Consider the following 21,273-nt stretch of genomic DNA (forward strand, 5'->3'; position numbering starts at 1 on the left):
GATCCCTGGAGCCCCCTTCGAGGCCCGCTGACGCGGGCGCCTCAGGGTGAGGGAAGGGCCGGGATCGGACGGGTAAGGCTGTTCGCAAGCGCAACCCGTCGCCTATCGAGGCCCCTCGAACCCTCCTATATTTCGTAAGTCATGTCCGCCGCCCCCGACCCCCGCGATCCGCCGCCCGCGCATGTGCGCCGTCTCGACCCGATCCTGGTCGATCGCATCGCCGCGGGCGAGGTGGTCGAGCGGCCGGCCTCGGCGGTCAAGGAACTGGTCGAGAACGCGATCGATGCCGGCGCGCGCAGCATCGAGGTGGCGATCGAGGGCGGCGGGCGCCGCCTGATCCGCGTCATCGATGACGGCATCGGCATGGGGGCCGACGACCTCGCGCTCGCGGTCGAGCGCCATGCCACCTCGAAGCTGCCCGACGGCGACCTCACCCGGATCGGCTCGCTCGGCTTTCGCGGCGAGGCGCTGCCCTCGATCGGCGCGGTCTCGCGGCTGACGATCACCTCGCGCACCGCCGACGGCGAGGGGGTGAGCCTCACCCTCGATTCCGGCGCCAAGGGCCCGGTGCGCCCGGCGCCTGCTTCGCGCGGCACCCGCATCGAGGTGTCCGAGCTTTTCGCCGCGACCCCGGCCCGGCTGAAATTCCTGAAGACCGACCGGGCCGAGACGGCCGCCGTCTCCGAGATCCTGCGCCGGCTCGCGGTGGCGCAGCCGCAGATCCGCTTCACCCTGCGCACCGAGAGCGGCAGCCCGACGGTGTTTCCCGCCGAGAGCGAGCCGGGCCCGGCGGCCCTGCTGCGCCGGCTCGGGGCCGTGCTCGGCCCCGACTTTCCCGGCAATGCCGTGCCTGTCGACATGGCCCGCGAGGGCTTCGCGCTCGCCGGCCATGTCGGCCTGCCGACCTTCCACCGCGGGGCGGCGAGCCACATCCATTTCGTCGTCAACGGGCGCCCGGTGCGCGACCGGCTCCTGCTCGGGGCCGTGCGCGGGGCCTATGCCGACACCATGAGTTCCGACCGCCACCCGGTGCTCGCGCTCCATCTCACCTGCGATCCCGCCCTCGTCGATGTGAACGTGCATCCGGCCAAGACCGAGCTGCGCTTCCGCGAGCCGGGGCTTGTGCGGGCGCTGATCGTCAGCGCGATCCACGAGGCGTTGCGCCGGGCCGGGGCGCGGTCGTCCAGCACGGGCACTCAGGCCGCCCTCGACGCGCTGCGGGCCGGCGGCAGTTTAGGCGAGGCTCCGCCGATGGCGGCGGGTGCGGGCCGGTTCGCCGTGCATTCGGGCGTCTCCACTGCCAGCGCCCTGAGCCCCCGGCCGGCGAGCCGCCTGTTCTTCGGCCCCTCGGTGGCCGCGCCCGCGGGCTACCGCCCGGCGCCGCGCCCGGCCTACACCGAAGACCATCCGGGCTTTGCCGAGACGCCGCAGGCTTTGTTCTCCGCCGACCTCGCCCCGCCGGGCGCCGACCTGCGGCCCGAACCGGAGAGTTTCTTGGAGGCCGAGGCCCATCCCGAGACCCATCCGCTGGGCGCCGCCCGCGCCCAGATCCACGAGACCTACATCGTCGCCCAGACCCGCGACGGCATCGTGCTGGTCGATCAGCACGCCGCCCATGAGCGCCTCGTCTACGAGCGGCTGAAGCGCGAGCGGGCCGGCGGCGGCGTGCTCGCCCAGGGGCTCCTGATCCCCGACGTGGTCGAGATGGCGCCCGAGGAGGCCGACCGCCTCGTCGAGGCCGCGCCCGAACTGGAGCGGCTCGGCCTCACCCTGGAGGCGTTCGGCCCCGGCGCCGTGCTGGTGCGCTCCGTGCCGTCGGCGCTGGCGGGCGGCTCGGTGAAGGGCCTCGTGCTCGATGTGCTCGACGCGCTCGAAGCCAGCGGCGTCGAGGAGGGCGGCCCGGCGGGCGCGGGTGACCCCGACCCGGTGAGCCAGCGCCTCGACGCGATCCTCTCGCGGATGAGCTGCCACGGCTCGATCCGCGCCGGCCGCCGCCTCAAGCCTGAGGAGATGAACGCCCTGCTGCGCGAGATGGAGGCGACCCCGCTGTCCGGCTCGTGCAACCACGGCCGCCCGACCTTCGTGAGCCTGGGCCTCGCCGATATCGAGCGGCTGTTCGGGCGGCGGTGACGGCGCCCTCCTGAGGCCGACGCCGCCCCCGATCAGGCCGGGATGGCGACCGCCAGGGCTGCGGCGCTCGGGGGTGTCCGCGGGCGCGGCATCACCGCCGCCGGGCAGGGCGGCGGATCGTCGTCATCGTTCCGGCGGCCAAAGCGAGGGAACCGGTGCCGGTTCAACAGGCGCCGCGGGCGCCGGGGCAAGGCCGGACAACCGGACGCTGGCGTGCCCGCCGGGGGCGGCCCCCGGTCGAGCGTGCCGAGCGCGGCCAGGACGATATCGACCGGCACCGGCTCGGCCTTGCAGCCGGGAAGGCAGCGCAGGGCAGGCGCGTTCTCGAGGGCGCAGGCATCGGACGGCCAGGAGGCCAGGATCGCGCGCTTGTCCGCCCGCGACAGAAGCGGGTGGGCCAGCACCTCGCGCGGATGGCGGAACACGTCGCCGGGGGCGACGAGCGCCTGCCATGTCTCGAACGAGGCGGCCGGCATGCCCGCCGGGTTCATCGGGCCGGAATGGGCGGAATGCGTTTCGATCGTCGTCACGGGTCATCTCCCTGAAAGCACGGGGTTTCGTGCGAAAAGGAAGCGATCCCCGGAGGGCGCGCAGCCCTCCGGGGATGCCGGCTCGTGTTGGGTATGCGCCTCGGGTCAGGCGGCCTTGGACAGGTCCTCGACCTGAGCCGGCGCCTTTTGGTCCGACGCGTTGTCCTGCCCGATGGCGGCCTGTGTGCCGCCGATGGCGATCCGGCGCGGCTTGAATGCCTCGGGCACCTCACGCTTCAGCTCCACCGTGAGCAGGCCGTTCTCCAGGCTTGCGCCCGTGACCTTCACATGCTGGGCCAGATTGAAGGTCTGACGGAAGGTGCGGCCGGCAATGCCCCGGTGCAGGTATTGCCGCTCGCCCTCCTGGGCCTTCTTCTGGCCCGCGACGAGGAGCGTGGTGTCCTGCTGGGTGAGTTCGATCTCGTCCTGCGCGAAGCCCGCGACCGCCATGGTGATGCGGTAGGCATCCTCGGACACCTTCTCGATGTCGTAGGGCGGCCACGCGGCCGAGGTCTCAGCCTGGTCGAGTAGGGAGAACAACCGGTCGAAGCCGACGGTGGACCGGTAGAGCGGAGCGAAGTCGAAGGTTCTCATGACCACATCCTCCTTGGAGCAACGTGATGACGAGGGCCGCCGGACACCTGGATCCGGCGCCCCCAATGCGAGCCCGAATGTGGGCCTCGCACGCGCGTAACGCGGGGAGCGGAACTGGGTTCCGTATTTTCTAAAATTTTTCGATCGGCCCGCGAGGCTTGGGCTCGAAAGCAAGCTCGTTCGCCCCGGCGCGGTGCGGAGGAGCTGTGCTTCACGTGTTGTCCGCCGTTTCCACGCCCCGCAGCAGCGGCACGAAGGAGACCGGGCCGAAATCGCGGCTCTCGAACCGGTCCGGCCCGCGCCGGGTCAGCCGCAGCAGCCTCTGCCCGCCGGGTGGGCCGACGGGAATGACGAGGCGGCCGCCCGGCTTGAGCTGGGCCTTCAGCGCCTCCGGGATCGTGGGGCCCGCTGCGGAGACGAGGATCGCGTCGAAGGGCGCGGCCTCCGGCCAGCCCGCATGGCCGTCGCCGATGCGCAGAGGCACCGTGAGCCCGAGCGCGGCCAGACGCGCGCCGGCGGCCTCGCTCAGAGCGGCGTGGCGCTCGATGGCGAAGATCTGCGCCCCCATCCGCGCCAGCACGGCCGCCGCGTAGCCGCAGCCGGCGCCGACCTCCAGCACCCGGTCGCCGGGCCGCAGGGCTAGCGCCTCGATCATCAGGGCGACGATAGTGGGCTGGGAGATCGTCTGCCCCGCGCCGATCGGCAGCGGCCCGTCACAATAGGCCTCCACCGCGAGTGCGCCCGGCACGAAGGCCTCCCGCGGCACGGCCCGCATCGCATCGAGGACGGCCGCGTCCCGGATGCCGCGGGCGACCAGTTGCGTCTCGACCATCCGGGCGCGGGCGGAGGCCGGCATCGCCTCACGCCGTGTCGGCGCCGTCCGTCTCGGCATCGGACGCGCCGTCCTCCGGGGAGGGCGGCAGGTGCGGCGGCGGCAGGCGGCCGGGGCTCGGCGGCGTCGGCAGGCCGGCATCCTCGGTGGCCGGGGGGAGCGGGGCGGGTTTGGTCTCGGGCATCGATCCGTCGCAAGCTGCGGCGGCGCGGGGCGCGCTGCCTTCCTTGGCCTCAACGCGCCAGAGCGCCGCGCGGTGTCCGACCGGCTCCGGCGGCCCCTCCTTGGCCGGGAGAGACGTAGACATGACCGCTTATCCCAACCTGTTCGCCGGCCTGACGGCGCACACGGATGAAGAATTCTTCGAGACCCTGCTCACGCGCCCTGGCCTGCGGGTCGAGCGCATCGTCTCGACGGGCCAAGCGAGCCCGCCGGGCTTCTGGTACGATCAGGACGAGGACGAGTGGGTCGCTTTGCTTCAGGGCAGCGCCGAACTCCGCTTCGCCGACGAGCCCGAACCGCGTCTGCTCTCGGCGGGCGATCACCTGCTGATCCCGGCGCATCGCCGGCATCGCGTCGAGCGCACGCAGAATCCGACGATCTGGCTCGCGATTCACTGCGCGCCGCGCTAGAGCCGCCAACCTGATCGCATCAGGCCGGTGGCTCTAGATCTTTGTTTCGACGCGCATTCTTGCGGCGAACCGGTTGCCACTTCATCGGAATGCGCTCTAACGCGTTGCACCATGATCGCGTGCCGCATCGAACCGAAGGGACAGATCGAGCCGGAGGGGGAGGGCGTCTGGCGCTCCACCGGCTCCGATCCGCAGTTCCGCCTCACCCATCCCCGCGGCGGACGGCTGTTTCCGTTCCGGCTGGCGGGGGGCTGGGTGCGCATCCGTGCCGACCTCGAAGGGCTGGGCCACACGAAGCCAGTGCCGCTCCTTTACGTCGATGACGGTTCGGGCTTTCGCGAGGACGAGGCGGTCCGGCTCGAAGTGCGGGAGGACGGGGGCATCGACGACCTCGTGCGCCTGCCGCGCCGGGTGCGGGGCCTGCGGCTCGATCCGCTCGCCGCGAGCGGGCGGTTCCGCCTCTCGCGGGCGACCCTCGAACCCCTGCGCGGCCCCGCCGCCGCACTCGCCGTCGCCCGCCGACTGGTGGCGCAGCTGCCGGAGGAAGAGCGGGGCGGGGCCCTGCTCGGGCGCCTCGCGCGTCTCGCCCTGAGCCGCCCGCCCGCCGCCCTGTGGCGGGCGTTCTGGGACAGCGCCCGGCCGCGCCCGGCGGCGGCTTCCTACGCCGCCTGGATCGAGCAGGTCGAGCGCCCGGCCTTGCCGAGCCTGGAGGCGATGCGGGCGGCGATCGCCGACTTCCGGGTGCGGCCGCGCATCTCCATCGTCATGCCGGTCTACAACACGCCCAAGCCTTATCTGGAGGCGGCGCTCGCCAGCATCCGGGCGCAGGCCTATCCCGATTGGGAGCTGTGCCTCTGCGACGACGCATCGAGCGCGCCCCATATCGCGCCGATGCTCGAAGCACTGGCGGCGGAGGAGCCGCGGGTGCGGCCGCATCGGCGCGCCAAGAACGGCGGCATCGTCGCGGCGAGCAACGACGCGCTTGCGCTGGCCACCGGCGACTGGCTCACCCTGATCGACCACGACGACGCGATCCCGCCGCACGCGTTCTATGCGCTCGTTGCCGCCTTGAACGCGGATCCGCGGATCGATTTCCTCTACTCGGACGAGGACAAGATCATGGTGGGCGGCGAGCGCTACGAGCCGTTCTTCAAGCCGGACTGGTCGCCCGAGACGCTGGAAGCCTGCATGTACACGGCCCATCTGGCGCTCTACCGGATGGATCTCGTGACCCGCATCGGCGCCTTCCGGGCGGAATGCGAGGGTGCGCAGGATTACGACTTCGTCCTGCGCTACACCGAGCACGCCGCCTGCGTGCACCACGTGCCCCAGGTGCTCTACCACTGGCGGGCGATCCCCGGCTCGACCGCCCAGGCCATGGACAACAAGGGCTACGTGGTCGCCGCGGCGGTGCGGGCGCTCGAAGACCGGGCGCGGCGCACCGGCGGGCTCGCGAGCGTGCGCCCCACGGCGTTCGCCGGCAGCTTCCACCTGCGCCGGCCGCTCGCCGCGCGCCCGCTCGTCTCGATCGTGATCCCCACCGCCGGCCGCGACAGCGAAGTCCGCGGCCGCACGGTCGATCTGCTGGCTGCCTGCCTCGCCAGCATCCGCGAGCGGAGCACCTACGAAGCCATCGAGATCGTGGCGGTCGATAACGGCGACCTGCGGCCGACGACCAAGGCGGCGCTGGAGTGGTACGAGGCCCGCCCCGTCACCTGGGACCAGCCGGAATTCAACGTCGCCGCCAAGATGAATCTCGGGGCCCGTGCCGCCACGGGCGAGGTGCTGGTCTTCCTCAACGACGACATCGAGGTGATCAGCACCGACTGGATCGAGGCGATGCTGGCCTTGCTACAGATCCCCGGCGTCGGCGCGGTCGGCCCCAAACTCCTGTTCGAGACCGGCGAGTTGCAGCACGTCGGCGTCACGGTGATCGACGCGACGCCCGACCATCCCCGCCGCTCCTACCCGCGGGAAGACCCCGGCCACTTCTTCTCGACCGCGGGCAACCGCAACTACCTCGCCGTGACGGGGGCCTGCGTGATGGTGCGGCGGGCCGATTTCGAGGCGATCCAGGGTTTCGACGAAGGGTTCGCCATCAATTACAACGACGTCGATCTCTGCCTGCGGCTGTGGGAGCGGGGCCTGCGCAGCGTCTACTGCGCGGAGGTCGAACTCTACCATTACGAGAGCCGCAACCGGGCCCGCACCGTCGCACCGGAGGAGCAGGCCCGCTTCCGCGCGCGCTGGGCGGAGAAGATTCCAAAAGACCCATATTACAGCGAGTGGTTCGAGGCGCTGCCGCCGACCTTCGAGCTCGATCCGGCGCGGTTCTGACGTCGCGACCGGTTTAGCGGTGTGCTTCCCCCTCTCCCCGCTGTGCGGGGAGAGGCCGGACTGCACCTTGTCGTGCAGGCCGGAAGCGGAGGCGCAGCCGGAGCGAAGGTGAGGGGGCGGCTCAGGATGAGACTCTTCCGGCACCGCCCCCTCACCTTCGGCTACCGCCTCGCTTCATGCCCCGACGAGGGGGCATGAAGCCCTCTCCCCGCGTGCGGGGAGATGGGATGCGCGCACCGATCCGTTCGTGAAGATAAGGGCTTCCCCCCCTCACCGCGAGTTGATCATCTCCTTAATGCGCGCGGCCAGCACTTCCATCACGAAGGGCTTGGTGATCACCTGCATGCCGGGCTCCAAGTGGCCGTTGCCCACCGCCGCGTTCTCGGCATAGCCGGTGATGAACAGCACCTTCAGGTCCGGCCGTAGCACACGGCCCGCATCCGCCACCTGGCGCCCGTTCATGCCGCCGGGAAGGCCGACATCGGTGACCAGCAGGTCGAGGCGCACGTCCGATTGCAGCACCTTGAGGCCGGAGGGGCCATCGGCGGCCTCGATCGCGGTGTAGCCGAGATCCTCCAGCACTTCCGTCACCAGCATCCGCACCGTCGGCTCGTCATCGACGATGAGCACCGTCTCGCCCTGCTCGGCGCGGGGCGCGGCGGCCAGATCCGGGGCTGCGTCCGGCTCTTCCGCCGCACCGTAATGGCGCGGCAGGTAGAGGCACATCGTCGTGCCATCGCCGACCTCCGAATAGATCCGCACCTGCCCGCCCGACTGGCGCACGAAGCCGTAGATCATCGACAGGCCGAGGCCCGTGCCCTGGCCGATCGGTTTCGTCGTGAAGAACGGGTCGAACGCCTTGGCGATGACGTCCGGGCTCATGCCGGTGCCGGTGTCGGTCACGCAGAGCGAGAGGTACTGGCCGGGATCGAGGTCGCGCTCCTTGGCGCCGCGGTCGTCGAGCCACTTGTTGGCGGTCTCGATGGTGATGCGCCCGCCATCCGGCATCGCGTCGCGGGCGTTGATGCAGAGGTTCAGAAGCGCGTTCTCGAGTTGGCTCGGATCGACCAGCACCGACCACAGCCCGCCCGCGGCCACCACTTCGAGGGTGATCGACGGGCCGATGGTGCGGCGGATCAGCTCCTCCATGCCCATCACCAGCCGGTTCACGTCGGTCGGCTTCGGGTCGAGGGTCTGGCGGCGGGAGAAGGCGAGCAGGCGGTGGGTCAGCGCCGCCGCGCGCTTGGCGGCCCCCTGCGCGGCATTGACGTAGCGGTCGATCTCGGTGATCCGCCCCTGCGCGAGGCGGGTCTGCAGCAATTCGAGCGAGCCGGTGATGCCGGTGAGCAGGTTGTTGAAGTCGTGGGCGAGGCCGCCGGTGAGCTGGCCCACCGCCTCCATCTTCTGGCTCTGGCGCAGGGCCTCCTCGGTCCGCATCAGCTCGGCGGTGCGGGCCGCGACCTGCTGCTCCAGGCTCGCGTTGAACGCCTCCAACTGCGCCTTGGCGCGCAGCTCGCCCTCGATGTTGCGCGCCTCGATCACCGTGCCGATCGGCGTGCCGTCCTCGTCGCGGATCGGGCTCGCGGTGAAGGCGACGGGATAGAACGAGCCGTCCCGGTGGACGAAGATCTCCTGGCCCTGCTCCTGATTGTTCTCGGGGAAAGCCTGATCGATCGGGCATTCGTGGAGCGGGTAGGGGCTCCCGTCCGGCCGGGTATGGTGGACGACGTCGTGGAGCGCCTTGCCGTGCGTCTCGTCGAGGCTGTAGCCGGTCAGCCGCTCGGCGGCGCGGTTCATGTAGGCGCAGTGCTGGCGCTCATCCATCATGAAGATCGCCTGCGTCGCGTTGTCGAGCACGGCGTCGAGGCGGCGGGTGGTCTCGACGAGGCGCTCCTCGGTCGCCTTCCGCGCGGTGATGTCGATGGCGCTGCCGACGCCGCGCAGGCAGCGGCCCTCCGCGTCGAACACGCCGCGCCCCTTGGCCGCGACCCAGCGCACCAGGCCGTCGGCACGGCCGATCGCGCGGAACTCCTCATCGTAGAAGGCGCGGGCGCCGGGATCGAGCGCGGCGGCGAAGGCGGCGGTGACCCGCGCCCGGTCGTCCGGGTGGAGGCCGTCGGCGAAATCGTCGAGGGTCACCTCGGCGTCGGGGCCCAACCCGAACATCGCCTTGATCCGCGGCGGCCAGAATAGGGTGCCGACCCGCGGATCGAAGTCCCACAGGCCGATCTCGCCGCTCTCGACGGCCAGCCGCAGGCGCTCCTCGCTCTCGGCGAGCGCCAGTTCGGCGGCGCGTCGCTCCTCGATATCGACCACCGAGCCGATATAGCCGAGGAAGCTCCCGTCGGCGGCAAAACGCGGGCTCGCGGTGTCGATCGCCCAGCGGTAGACGCCGTCGCGGCGGCGCAGACGGTATTCGAGGCTGAAGCCCGCGTGCCGGGCATTGGCCCGCAGGAAGGTCTCGCCCGACCAGCCGCGATCGTCCGGATGCACCGCCTCGAGCCAGCCGAGGCCGAGAGCCTGCGTCTCGTCTTGGCCGGTGAAATCGTACCAGCGCCGGTTGAGGTACTGGCAGGCGCCGTCCGGGCCGGTCACCCACATCATCACGGGCGCATCGTCCGCCATGGTGCGGAAGCGCGCTTCGCTCTCGGCGAGCGCCGCGTTGCCGGTGATCCGCTCGGTCACGTCCGAGCCGTCGACGAACACGCCGGTGATCGTCCCGACCGCGTCCCGCATGGGCTGGTAGACGAAATCGAGGAAGCGCCGCTCCGGCACACCGCCGGGCACGCGCAGGAGCGTCACCGGCGCCCCATGCGCCGTGTGGGTGCGGCCGGTGGAGAACACCTCGTCGAGCAGCTCGAAGAAGCCCTGGCCCTCGACCTCCGGCAGGGCCACACGGACCGGCTTGCCACGGATCTCGCGGTGGGCGACGAGTTGGCGATAGGCGGCGTTGGCGAAGGCGAAGACGTGGTCGGGCCCGTCGAGCACCGCAACGAAGCTCGGCGCTTGCTCGAACAGCCGCGCGAAGCGCTCGCGCTCGGCATGCATCTGCCGGCCCGCCCGCACCGAGGCGGTGGTCTCCGAGCAGGCGCAGAACATGCCCGCGACCGTGCCGTCCTCGATCCGCACCGGCGTGTAGCCGAAGGCGAAGTGGGTCTCCTCCGGGTAGCCGTTGCGGTGCATCGTGAAGGTGATGTCCTCCATATGCGTGGCCTCGCCCGCATAGGCCCGCGACAGGATCGGCTCCACCTGATCCCAGATGTCGTGCCAGACATCGTCGAAGGCCCGGCCGAGCGCGCTCGGGTGGCGGGCGCCGCACATCGGGGCATAGCCATCGTTGTAGAGGGTGACGTGCGCCTCGCCCCAGACGATCAGCATCGGCTGCTGCGAGCCGAGCATCACGCCGACCAGAGTCTTGAGCGCGGCCGGCCATGTCTCCGGCGCACCGAGCGGCGTCGCCGCCCAATCGATCCCACGGATCAGCGCGCCGGCCTCACCGCCGCCTTCGAGGAAGAAGGGCCCGTCACTCACGCGGTGCGCCTCCGGCACGACGAATGCCGTCCGCCGGTACGCGGATGGGATCGGAGGACGGACGAAAGCAGAGGCCTCGGGCGGGCGTGCAGGGGCAAGGGCCGAGGGAGGTGATGGGACAAGGGAAAAGCGGGACCGTATGTTCGACAGCGTTCAACGTGGGAACCAGCCAGCCGTGCCATCGCTGGGTGCAGGAAGCGGAATCGAGAACCTCCCGGACCCATGCCATGGCGCGAACCGGTGGCGATGCCAAGGCAGCCGGCCGAGAAGTTTGGTCGATCACGCTCCAACGGCGTTGAGCAGGCAAGCGCCTTGCGCGGGCGCACCGGCCGCGTCAGCATCCAGGGCAGGCAACAGCCCCCGGTCGGGCCTCCTGCTCTCTCGGCACGTGTTTTTGCATCCTCTTTTTTCCGAAAGCCGGACACCACCGTTCGGGACGATGCTCTCAGGAAAGCCTTTTCGTGGACGCGCTGCCTTCCTTCTACGACTACCTCGACGGCTTCCGCGCCGAGGGCTGGCGCCGTCTCACCGAAGGCGTGGGACACGGGCACAGCCCGTGCCACATGCCGTCGCTCGCGACGGTCGATGCGGCGGGCCGTCCGCGGCTGCGCACCGTGGTGCTGCGCGCGGCGGAGGCCGGGGCGGGGACCCTGCGCTTCCACTGCGACCGGCGCTCGGACAAGGCGCGGGAGATCGCCGAGAACGGCCTCGCCGCCCTCCACGTCTATGACCGTCAAGCCAAGCTCCAGATCCGCGTCGAGGGGTGGGCACGCCTGCACCACGACGACGCGGTCGCCGACGCCGCCTGGGCCGCCGCGCGGACGATGAGCCGGGTCTGCTACGGGGTCGAACCCGCCCCCGGCACCGCGCTCGCCGCGGGCGACGCCTACACGATGCCCGAAGAGGACCCGGAAGCGCGCATCGGCCGCGAGAACTTTTGTGCGGTGGTGCTCAACGCCGAGCGGATCGACCTGCTCTACCTCGACCGGCGCGGGCACCGCCGGGCGGTTTTTTGCCGGGAGGGCGAGGGCTGGATGGGGACGTGGGTGGCGCCTTAGGGTCCCACCCCCGTCAGATTGCTCCCGCGGGGGCCGCTTTCGACCGTTCTCGGACCCTCGGAAGGTCCGCTTTCCGATTGCTGTGTGTCGGCACCAACCACCTAAAACAGGACGACATCACCGTGGCGCAGGCGCGCTGGGTGCACTATAAGCGACGGTGAGAGATGAAGGGATAATGGCCTAACTTCCCAGCCGCAGTGAAGCTGCATGCCGCGCGCGACGCGGTGCTCTAAGAAGCCTTTCTGACCAAACCAGTCGACACATTCTTCGCTGGCGCCCTCAATAAAGGCGAGACGGAGTTCCGCAGATGTACTAACGTGAGGATAAGCTTTGAGCGACTGGCCGCTGATAGACATGGTGTCAGAAATTAGGCACCGATCCATTGGTATCGTTTCAGTATCGTTTCAGTAATGCTGGGGGTTCGACGTGGCTGATAACGAGATTACTAAAGCAGCCCCCGACGTAAAAGTTGATTTTGAAAAAATAAAGACCGAGTTTGATAGAATCGTAAGTGAACAAGTCGAAAAAATTGGATTTGTAAATATAATAGTTGCCGGTGATACCGGCGTCGGAAAAAGCACACTGATAAACGGCGTATTCGGAGAGAAATTTACAAATACTGGCTCGGGCGCTCCTATCACAGAAGAAGCCGAATGGTTTACCAAGGATGGTAGCCCATTGCGCATACTCGATACCAAGGGGTTCGAGAAGCGTGAATATAAATTTATACTTGAGACCCTGCGGGGAGAGCTGGAAAAAGCCAACAAATCGAAAAATGCGCACGACCACATTCACGTGGCGTGGCTTTGCATTAACGAAGCCACAAGCCGCGTAGAGCCGAGTCATAGAGATTTGGCGAGGTTACTATCTGAATTCAATGTCTCAAATATTGTAGTTTTGACAAAACACGGCATGGATCCAGATTTTATTGATCAGGCCCCTCTGGAATTCATCAAGTCTGATGAAGGAAGGCCGCCGGCAAAAGTTGTGGATTACATTGCGGTGAGGGCCGCGCCATATAAAAAACTAAACCTTAATATGACCGGCTTAGACAAGCTCGTTCTTAGTACGCTGAAACAACTTCCAGAAGCTGCTAAGGCTGCTTTTATATCAGCTCAAAAGATAGACTTAGATTTGAAAATGCAATCAGCAAAAATACGCATCAATTATTCCACTGCGGCTGCTGCTAGCATTGCTCCGATCCCAGGCATTCCCGATATAATGACGATTGTACCAATCCAAGCTGCGATGATTGTGTCAGTGTCTTTGGCGTTTGGAATGGAGTTAGATCAAGTAAAAAAATACGGAATGATAACAACCGTATTGGGGTGCGCGACATCGACAATGACCGGCAGATGGGCAGCAGGAAAGTTATTGGATTTTATTCCTGGAGCAGGCTGGATCATCAATGGTATTGTTGCTGGCACAATCACCAATGCATTTGGTCGACTTTATGCGGAATTTCTATATAGATTTATCATTAAAACGGGCGTAGCTCCTACCGCAGAAGAGGTTGCGCGTGAGTTCCCGGAATTCTACAGCAACAATAAGGACAAAACAGAAATTTGATTTGTGCCTTATCAGCAGCAGGTAAGTGCAAATTACCTCCAGACCAAGGGGTCAAATTGCACAATAACGATCGCCCGCTTTAAGTCATGAGATTTACGTCTGCATCGACTTGGAGCCAAAGTTGCTTAAGGGACAACGAACGCCCGTTTCGGAGAAGCGCGGGCAGCGGGGTTGGGTCGCGGAGGCGGAACGTCTGCTTCGAGGCGAAAGGTTAGGGTCCGCTTCCCACCCTCACCAGTCCTCCAGGCAGCCAAGCCAATCAAGTTTCGCCCTCAGCCCACAGCTGCCATCCGCGCGAACCCGGCCTCCAGATCCGCCTTCAGATCCTCCGGATCCTCCAGGCCAATATGGAAGCGGAGCGCCGAGCCGTCCGGCGGCCAGCGGGTGGCGGTGCGGTAGACGGTCGGGTCGAAGGGGATGACGAGGCTCTCGAAGCCGCCCCAGGAAAAGCCCATCCCGAACAGTTCGAGCCCGTCGAGGAAGGCGGCCAAAGCCTCCTCCGAGACCGGCTTGAGGATCACGCCGAACAGGCCCGAGGCGCCGGAGAAGTCGCGCTTCCAGATCGCGTGGCCGGGATCCTCCGGCAGGCCCGGATGCAGCACCCGCAGCACCTCCGGGCGGGCCTGGAACCACTCGGCCATGGCCAGCCCGCGGACGCCGTGCTCGCGCAGGCGCAGACCCATGGTGCGCAGGCCGCGCAGGCCCAAAAAGATGTCCTCGGGGCCGGCGCAGGGGGCGAAGTGCTCGTAGGTGCGCTTGAGCGCCGGGTAGTGCGCGGCGTTGGCCGAGACGAGGCCGAGCAACAGGTCGGAGCCGCCGCTGAGATACTTGGTGCCGGCCTCCACCGCGAGATCGACGCCGCGCTCGTGCGGCGGGAACAGCAGCGGCGTCGCCCAGGTGTTGTCCATCACCACCGCGCCGCCGCGGGCATGCATCGCCTCGGCGATGGCCGGCACGTCCTGCATTTCGAAGGTCTGCGAGCCCGGCGCTTCCACGAGCACCGCCCGCGTGTTGTCGCGCATCAACCCGGCAATGCCGGCGCCGATCAGCGGATCGTAGTACTCGACCGCGACGCCGTAGCGCGCGAGCACGCCGTCACAGAAAATGCGGGTCGGGCGGTAGGCGGAATCGGTGACGAGGAGGTGGTCGCCCGCGCTGACGCAGGTCATCAGCGCCAGCGTCAGGGCCGAGAGACCCGACGGCGTGAGCACCGTGCCCGCCGCCCCGGCGATCTCGCTCCACGCCTCGCACAGCGCGTCCATCGTCGGCGTGCCCGACGTGCCGTAATTGTAGCGCCCGCGCCGGTGCTTGATGTCCTCGTAAGTCGGGTAGAGGACCGTCGAACCGCGATAGATCGGCGTGTTGACGAAGCCGTGCTGGGCCGACGGGTCGCGCCCGGCGAGTACGAGGCGGGTGTCGGCGCCGAAGCGACCACGGTCGCGGGGGGGAGATTTGGACATCGGCCTCGGGGAGGATGAGAGGGCTTTTCGCGTTGAAGCCCTTTCAGCCTTCCGAGACCGGACGCGTCAAGGCAGTCTCGGCGCGCCTCGGGCGGACCTCACGCCGCCGGATCGTCGGCCGCGGCCTCTTCGTAGGCCTGGATCCAGGCCGCGCGATCCTCGGAGCCCTCCGCATAGGGGCATTCATCGATGCTCTTGCCGTAGAGCCGCGCGTTGCGCCCCTGGATGAAGGGGCTGTCGCTCGCCGTCGCCTGCTCGTTCATGGCCGGATCCTGTGTCGATGTCCTGAATAGGGCCGGTCCGCAGCGGGCCCGGCCGTCCGGTTCATTAACGACACCACGCGCATCCTGTTTCCGGGGCCGGCGTTCACGGTCCCGCGTACCCTGCGTATCGAGTTCCCCATCGTGAGCATCCTGCGCGTCATCACCTTCGGCACCATCACCGGCCTCGGCACGCTCTCGGTCGTTCTCGTGAGTGCGGACCGGCTCATGCATCAGGCGGTCGCCGCCGTGCCGGCCCCGACGATCGCGCGGGTCGCCCCGGTCCTGCCCGATCCCGCCACGACCGGCACGGTGACGCAGGGGCCGGCGACCGATTCGAAGAAGGAGCGCATGCTCACCGGCTTCGACACCGAGCGCCTCAACGCCCTGATGCGCGGCGAAGCGCCCCCGGCCTCCGCCCGCAAACGCTGACCGCGCGACCGGTCCGGGCTACAAGCGGCGCCCCGCCACGCCGCCATCCGTGCAATCTTGGGCCTGATCTACGCGCTTGCCGCCTATCTGAGCTGGGGCCTCGTCGTCCCGGTGCATTTCCGGCTCCTCGACGGCATCCCGCCGGGCACGATCCTGGCGCAGCGCATCGCGTGGTCGGCGCTGCTCGTGGTCGGCCTGATCGCGCTGCTGCGCAAACGGCTCGCCAACCCGTTCCCGCTGCGGCCGCGCCACGGCCTGCTCGTGGTCTCGGCAGGGCTGATCGCGATCAACTGGATGCTCTACCTCCTGGCGGTGTCGAGCGGGCACATGCTCGACGCGAGCCTGGGCTACTTCATCAACCCGCTGGTCTCGGTGGCGCTCGGCGCCCTCGTTTTCGGCGAGCGGCTGCGCCCGGTCCAGGTGGTGGCGGTGGCCATCGTCGTGCTCGGCGTGGTGGTCGCGGTGGCGATGGCGGGCCGCCTGCCGCTGCTGTCGCTCGGGCTCGCGGTGACCTTCGCGCTCTACGGGCTGGTGCGCAAACTCGTCGCCGTCGACGGCACTGTCGGCTTCTGCGCCGAGACCTTCCTGCTCCTGCCGGCGGCTCTGGCCTATCTCGTGCTCGCCGCGCCTCCGGTGCCCGACGCCGCCCGCACCTGGGGGCTGCTGGCGCTCACCGGCGTCACCACGGCGCTGCCGCTGATCTGGTTCGCCGCCGCCGCGACCCGGCTGACGCTGGCGACCCTCGGGCTGATGCAATACATCGCGCCCACCTGCCTGATGGCGCTCAGCACGCTGGTCTATGGCGAGACCCTGACGCCGGACCGCCTCGTGCTGTTCGGGCTGATCTGGCTGGCTCTCGTGCTCTACGCCTACGATGCGATCCGCTACGAGCGCCGGCGCCGCGCCGCGTTGCCGATCGCACGGGCAGGAGAGAGGCGATGACCCGGCTCAACCGCATCACCGACATCTCTGGCATCCGCGTCGGCCACGCGGAAGATGCCAGAATCGCGAGCGGCGTCACCGCGCTCGTCTTCGACGAACCCTTCGTCTGCGCGGTGGATGTGCGCGGCGGCGGCCCCGGCACCCGCGAGACCGACCTGCTCGATCCGGCTTCCACGGTGCAGGCGGTCGATGCCCTCGTGCTGTCGGGCGGCTCGGCCTTCGGGCTCGACGCGGCGGCGGGCGTCGTCGCCCATCTCAGGGAAGCGGGCCGGGGCTTCGCGGTCGGCGACGTGCGCGTGCCGATCGTGCCCGGCGCCATCCTGTTCGATCTGCTCAACGGCGGCGACAAGGCCTGGGGCCGCTTCCCGCCCTACCGCGACCTCGGCTACGCGGCGGCGGACGGCGCGCGGGGCGGCGCCTTTCCCCTCGGCTCGGTCGGCGCAGGCTTCGGCGCGCGCACCGCCAACCTCAAGGGCGGCCTCGGTTCGGCTTCGAGCGCGGTGCCGGGCCTGTCCGCACAGGTCGGCGCGCTGGTGGCGGTCAACGCCTTCGGCCGGGTGACGATAGGGCAGGGGCCGCATTTCTGGGCTGCCCCCTTCGAGCGGGACGGCGAGTTCGGCGGCCTCGGTCTGCCGCCGCGGATGCCCGACGACGCCCTGTCCTGGCCGCGCGAGCCCCTACCCGGCGCCAACACGACGCTGGCGATCGTCGCCACCGACGCGCGGCTCACCAAGGCGCAGGCCAAGCGCCTCGCCATCGCCGCGCAGGACGGCCTCGCCCGCGCGATCAACCCGGCCCACACGCCGCTCGACGGCGATGTGGTGTTCGCGGTCGCTACCGGCGCGGTGCCGCTCGGGGATGAGGTGGCCGATCTCGCCCGCCTCGGCGCAGCCGCCGCCGAGACGCTGGCGCGGGCCGTCGCCATCGGCGTCCACGCCGCGACCCGGCTGCCCTGCCTGGACCTGCCGGCATGGCGGGAGATCGACGGACGTCCTGGCTAACCTTCCGGACTAACCCGCAATATCAGGCAGATCTTTCGGTTTTCTCAGACGACCGACTCGCTCGAATGCCAAGTAAAGCTGCCATTCTATAACAAAAAACTAGCAACCCACACAGAAACAAACTGTAAAATCTACGTATTTTTAAATTGTAATATAATATAAAATTGGAATATTTACTTCTGTCAGAATTCGTGGAGCTCGGCAGCTCGTTCGATTAAGAAGTGTGCGGGGGAGGCCGATCATCTGGGAGGATCGTGATGCCCGATGGGCTTCTTGCGCTCGTTTCATCCGAGAATGAACAAATCACGGAAAGAGGTGACGTTGGCCCGAACGTCGTCAGTCTTCAGGCGCGATTGAGAGAACTGGGATATTACAAAGGGGCAATCGACGGGCTCTACGGTGGTGGGACGGAAATCGCCGTCATGGATTTCCAGAGGGATGCGGGCATCAGCATCGATGGACGTTGCGGGCCGGAGACGAAGGCGAAGCTCTCGCGCTGGCCCAACGGCAACGCGAATGACAACCGGGCAAGAGGCAGGGCTGACGTCGTCTACAAGAACCAATACGCAACCCGTAATCGCCCCTGCACGCCCTTTCTTGAAGTCACGTTGGCCAGCGCGGTCTTCGACGTCTTCGGTGCCGGGTTTCAGGCGCAGATCTACAGCGGCGGACAACCGCGGAAGGGCATGCCCGGCAAGAGAGTCGGCAGCATCCGCCACGACGATTACGGCGAGGGCGGTCGCGCGCTGGATGCCTGGATCGTCGGCCGCGATGAGAACCGTCTCTCAGGACGCGAACTGGGGAAGCTCGGCCAGTACTGGCTCGCCAGGAAGTATGGCGGCTGCGGCCTCGAGATGGCGGTCGGCGGCATCCATCTGGATGAATGGAAGAGACCGCCAAAGGGCGGCGGGATGTATTGGACCTACCCGTATCTCGAAGCCCAGAGTTGGGGCAAGGCGGTCAAGGAGATGCTCGAAGCCGGACACGCGGGCAAGGAATCATAACGACCGTTCCTACAGACGCCGAGCAGAGAGCTGCATCGGACGTCCGTGCCGGAGGCATGATCCGATCGACCGCGACCGAGCCATGCCTCCGAGGCCGCGCTTCTAAAGGTTCGTGTAATTCGGCCCGCCCGGTCCCTCCGGGGTGACCCAGTTGATGTTCTGGTTCGGGTCCTTGATATCGCAGGTCTTGCAGTGGACGCAGTTCTGCGCGTTGATCTGGAAGCGCACGCCGTCGCTGGCGGACTTGTCCTCCACCCACTCGTAGACCCCGGCCGGACAATAGCGGCTCGACGGACCGCCGTAGACGTCGTGCTCGGAGGTCTTCTGCAGCCCCATATCCTTCACCTTGAGGTGGGGCGGCTGGTCCTCCTCGTGGTTGGTGTTCGAGAGATACACCGAGGAGAGCCGGTCGAAGGTGAGCTTGCCGTCGGGCTTCGGGTAGGTGATCGGCGTCACCTCCGAGAGGGGCTTGAGGCAGGCATGGTCCGGCTTGCCGTGGCCCAGCGTCCCGAACAGCGAGGCGTTGGCGATCGTGTTCATCCACATGTCGAGCCCGCCGAGACCCACGCCAACGAGCGTGCCGTATTTCGACCAGAGCGGCTTGACGTTGCGCACCGGCTTGAGGTCGCGCCCGATCGGGCTGTCGCGCCAGCCCTCTTCGTAGGCGGTCAGTTCGTCGCCCTGGCGGCCCTGGACGAGCGCGTCGAAGATCGCGTCCGCCGCCTGGATGCCGGACAGGATGGCGTTGTGCGAGCCCTTGATGCGCGGCACGTTCACGAAGCCGGCGGAATCGCCGACGAGGCAGCCGCCGGGGAAGACGAGCTTCGGCACCGATTGCCAGCCGCCCTCCATGATGGCGCGGGCGCCGTAGCCGATGCGCTTGGCCCCCTCGAAAGTCTCGGCGATCATCGGATGGGTCTTGAAGCGCTGGAACTCCTCGAACGGCGACAGGGTCGGGTTCTCGTAGTTCAGGTGCGTGACGAAGCCGACCGAGAGCAGATGGTCGTCGAAATGGTAGAGCCACGAGCCGCCGCCCGCCTTGTTCGGCAGCGGCCAGCCCATCGTGTGCTGCACCAGCCCAGGCTCGAACTTGTTCGGGGCGAGCTGCCACAGCTCCTTGACGCCCAAACCGTATTTCTGGTGGTCGCTGTTGCGGTTGAGCCCGAACCGATCGATCAGCGTCTTGGTGAGCGAGCCGCGCGCGCCCTCGCCGAACACCGTGTATTTAGCGCGCAGCTCCATGCCGCGGGTGAAGTCGTCGCGCGCCTCGCCGGTGCGGGAGATGCCGAGATCCCCCGTGGCGATGCCGGTCACCGTGCCGCGCTCGTCGTAGAGCACTTCCGCTGCCGGGAAGCCGGGATAGATCTCGACGCCGAGCCCTTCCGCCTGGGCACCCAGCCACTTCACGGTGTTCGAGAGCGAACCGACGAAATTGCCGTGGTTCGACAGCAGCTTGGGGAAGAACACGTTCGGCATGGTGACGCCGCTGTTCTTCGTCAGGAACAGGAACTCGTCGCGCTCCACCGCCGTCTTGAGCGGGCGGTCGGGATCGTCGCGCCACTCGGGCAGCAGGGTGTCGAGGCCGAGCGGATCGACCACGGCGCCGGAGAGGATATGCGCGCCGACCTCGCCGCCCTTCTCCACGACGACGACCGAGAGCTCCTCACCCTTCTGCGCGGAGAGCTGCTTGAGGCGGATCGCGGCGGCGAGGCCGGCGGGTCCCGCGCCGACGATCACCACGTCGAAATCCATGCCTTCGCGTTCGGGCAGCGCCATCCTCATTCCTCCTGCGGCCGTTCGGGCGTCCGGCGCCGCTCCGGCTCGATCCATTGTCAAGATGTCTCTCAAGCGATTCCAAGCTAGGAAGGCAAGGCCGTTCGGGTAGCGGCAGGCAGGCGCAGGGGAATGCCGGAGGAATGCGGAGCGCGCCCATGCGACGATCCGCAGGACGCATCCGGGCGTTGTCCACAGGTCGCTCCCACGCCACATGGATACGATGACGGCCAACCACGCGGATACCGACGCCCGAGGCGACCTGATCTCCTACCTCGACTTCCATGTCGCGGCAGGTGTCGACGCGACCCTCGACGAGCAGCCCCACGACCGGTTCGCCGAGGCCGAGTCCATTCAGGCGCCCGCCGCGCGGGCCGAGCCGCCGCCCCGCCGCGAGGCCCTCGAACCACGCCGTGAGCCCCTCCCGCCGCGCCACGAGCCGCCGCAGCGCGGTGAGGCTCCCTCCGCGGAAGGGCCGCCCCTGGCGTTCCGGCGCGAGCTGCCGAGCCGCGACGCGCCCGCCCGCGAGCCCCCGCGCACCTACGGCAACGCGGCCGGCGCCAAGCCCGGCGAGGCGGCGGACGATGCGCGGGCCCGGGCCGCGCAGATGAAGACCCTCGACGAACTCGAAGAGCTGCTGCGCGGCTTCGAGGGCTGCGGCCTGCGCTTCACCGCCAAGAACCTCGTCTTCGCCGACGGCAATCCGCAGGCGCGGGTGATGTTCGTCGGCGAGGCACCGGGCGCCGACGAGGACCGGATCGGAAAGCCGTTCATGGGCCGCTCCGGCCAGCTCCTCGACCGGATGATGGCGGCGATCGGTCTCGACCGGACCAGCGCCTATATCTCCAACGTCGTGCCCTGGCGCCCGCCGGGCAACCGCAACCCGACCCCGCAGGAGATCTCGATCTGCCGCCCCTTCGTCGAGCGCCAGATCGAACTCGCCAACCCCGATATCCTCGTCTGCCTCGGTGCGCCCGCGACGCAAACGCTGACCGGCACCAAGGACGGCATCCTCAAGGCGCGCGGTCGCTTCTACCCCTATCGCCTCGGCGACGGCCGCGAGATCCGGGCGCTCGCCACCCTCCATCCGGCCTACCTGCTGCGCCAACCGGTGCAGAAGCGCCTCGCCTGGCGCGACTTCCGAATGCTGAAGAGCGCCCTCGACGGGAGCGCCGCGGGCAAGTAGGC

The 21,273-nt window shown here is 68.3% G+C and carries 18 protein-coding genes; 10 read left to right on the forward strand and 8 right to left on the reverse strand.

Going from position 1 to position 21,273, the window contains the following annotated elements; all coding sequences use genetic code 11:
* Positions 1–141 precede the first annotated feature (141 nt).
* The gene (gene mutL, locus ASF53_RS14275) at positions 142–2,130 is read left to right on the forward strand and encodes a DNA mismatch repair endonuclease MutL (protein WP_056199420.1); all 1,989 of its coding nucleotides are present in this window, start codon (positions 142–144) and stop codon (positions 2,128–2,130) included.
* Between the two features lie 32 nt (positions 2,131–2,162).
* Here the strand turns inward: mutL and ASF53_RS14280 are convergent, their stop codons facing one another.
* From ASF53_RS14280 to ASF53_RS14295, 4 genes are all read right to left on the reverse strand, one after another.
* Positions 2,163–2,660, reverse strand: a complete 498-nt coding sequence (locus tag ASF53_RS14280) for a hypothetical protein (protein ID WP_056199423.1) — start codon at positions 2,658–2,660, stop codon at positions 2,163–2,165.
* Positions 2,661–2,765: 105 nt separating this feature from the next.
* Complete coding sequence (locus ASF53_RS14285) at positions 2,766–3,254, reverse strand: Hsp20 family protein (protein ID WP_056199426.1); 489 nt, start codon at positions 3,252–3,254, stop codon at positions 2,766–2,768.
* A gap of 211 nt (positions 3,255–3,465) precedes the next feature.
* On the reverse strand, positions 3,466–4,146 hold the full coding sequence (locus tag ASF53_RS14290) for a protein-L-isoaspartate(D-aspartate) O-methyltransferase (protein WP_286134448.1): 681 nt from the start codon (positions 4,144–4,146) through the stop codon (positions 3,466–3,468).
* A complete protein-coding gene (locus tag ASF53_RS14295) occupies positions 4,115–4,393 on the reverse strand; it encodes a hypothetical protein (RefSeq protein ID WP_056199429.1) in 279 nt (92 codons plus the stop codon). The genes ASF53_RS14290 and ASF53_RS14295 overlap by 32 nt, the downstream gene beginning before the upstream one ends.
* Here ASF53_RS14295 and ASF53_RS14300 point away from each other — a divergent pair.
* Positions 4,392–4,718, forward strand: a complete 327-nt coding sequence (locus ASF53_RS14300) for a cupin domain-containing protein (RefSeq protein ID WP_056199433.1) — start codon at positions 4,392–4,394, stop codon at positions 4,716–4,718. The genes ASF53_RS14295 and ASF53_RS14300 overlap by 2 nt on opposite strands.
* Positions 4,719–4,829: 111 nt before the next feature.
* Positions 4,830–7,055 (forward strand): glycosyltransferase family 2 protein, encoded by a 2,226-nt coding sequence (locus ASF53_RS14305; protein WP_056199436.1) that lies wholly within the window; start codon positions 4,830–4,832, stop codon positions 7,053–7,055.
* A 270-nt stretch (positions 7,056–7,325) separates the two neighbouring features.
* Here ASF53_RS14305 and ASF53_RS14310 read toward each other — a convergent pair whose 3' ends face one another.
* Positions 7,326–10,586 (reverse strand): PAS domain S-box protein, encoded by a 3,261-nt coding sequence (locus tag ASF53_RS14310; protein ID WP_056200165.1) that lies wholly within the window; start codon positions 10,584–10,586, stop codon positions 7,326–7,328.
* Between the two features lie 461 nt (positions 10,587–11,047).
* Between ASF53_RS14310 and ASF53_RS14315 the strand changes: the two genes are divergently transcribed.
* Entirely contained in the window at positions 11,048–11,644 is a 597-nt protein-coding gene (locus tag ASF53_RS14315; RefSeq protein ID WP_056199439.1) for a pyridoxamine 5'-phosphate oxidase family protein, read from the forward strand.
* A gap of 426 nt (positions 11,645–12,070) precedes the next feature.
* On the forward strand, positions 12,071–13,213 hold the full coding sequence (locus ASF53_RS25055) for a GTPase (protein WP_082482728.1): 1,143 nt from the start codon (positions 12,071–12,073) through the stop codon (positions 13,211–13,213).
* A gap of 272 nt (positions 13,214–13,485) precedes the next feature.
* Here the strand turns inward: ASF53_RS25055 and metC are convergent, their stop codons facing one another.
* Entirely contained in the window at positions 13,486–14,673 is a 1,188-nt protein-coding gene (gene metC, locus ASF53_RS14320) for a cystathionine beta-lyase (protein ID WP_056199442.1), read from the reverse strand.
* Between the two features lie 98 nt (positions 14,674–14,771).
* Positions 14,772–14,936, reverse strand: coding sequence for a ribosome modulation factor (locus ASF53_RS26310; RefSeq protein ID WP_015824345.1), 165 nt, complete (start codon positions 14,934–14,936; stop codon positions 14,772–14,774).
* 141 nt (positions 14,937–15,077) lie between these two features.
* Between ASF53_RS26310 and ASF53_RS14325 the strand changes: the two genes are divergently transcribed.
* The 4 genes from ASF53_RS14325 to ASF53_RS14340 all read left to right on the forward strand — a co-directional run bounded on the left by ASF53_RS14325 (position 15,078) and on the right by ASF53_RS14340 (position 18,312).
* The gene (locus ASF53_RS14325; protein WP_056199445.1) at positions 15,078–15,365 is read left to right on the forward strand and encodes a hypothetical protein; all 288 of its coding nucleotides are present in this window, start codon (positions 15,078–15,080) and stop codon (positions 15,363–15,365) included.
* Between the two features lie 57 nt (positions 15,366–15,422).
* On the forward strand, positions 15,423–16,307 hold the full coding sequence (gene rarD / locus ASF53_RS14330) for an EamA family transporter RarD (RefSeq protein WP_056199448.1): 885 nt from the start codon (positions 15,423–15,425) through the stop codon (positions 16,305–16,307).
* Positions 16,304–17,308, forward strand: a complete 1,005-nt coding sequence (locus ASF53_RS14335) for a P1 family peptidase (RefSeq protein WP_056199450.1) — start codon at positions 16,304–16,306, stop codon at positions 17,306–17,308. Before rarD ends, ASF53_RS14335 begins: the two co-directional genes overlap by 4 nt.
* A gap of 257 nt (positions 17,309–17,565) precedes the next feature.
* Positions 17,566–18,312 (forward strand): peptidoglycan-binding domain-containing protein, encoded by a 747-nt coding sequence (locus ASF53_RS14340; RefSeq protein ID WP_082482730.1) that lies wholly within the window; start codon positions 17,566–17,568, stop codon positions 18,310–18,312.
* 102 nt (positions 18,313–18,414) lie between these two features.
* Here the strand turns inward: ASF53_RS14340 and ASF53_RS14345 are convergent, their stop codons facing one another.
* Complete coding sequence (locus ASF53_RS14345) at positions 18,415–20,088, reverse strand: electron transfer flavoprotein-ubiquinone oxidoreductase (RefSeq protein WP_056199457.1); 1,674 nt, start codon at positions 20,086–20,088, stop codon at positions 18,415–18,417.
* Positions 20,089–20,299: 211 nt separating this feature from the next.
* Between ASF53_RS14345 and ASF53_RS14350 the strand changes: the two genes are divergently transcribed.
* The gene (locus ASF53_RS14350) at positions 20,300–21,271 is read left to right on the forward strand and encodes a uracil-DNA glycosylase (protein ID WP_056199461.1); all 972 of its coding nucleotides are present in this window, start codon (positions 20,300–20,302) and stop codon (positions 21,269–21,271) included.
* Positions 21,272–21,273 lie beyond the last annotated feature (2 nt).

Source organism: Methylobacterium sp. Leaf123 (genome assembly GCF_001423405.1).
In the GTDB taxonomy this organism is placed as follows: Bacteria; Pseudomonadota; Alphaproteobacteria; order Rhizobiales; family Beijerinckiaceae; genus Methylobacterium.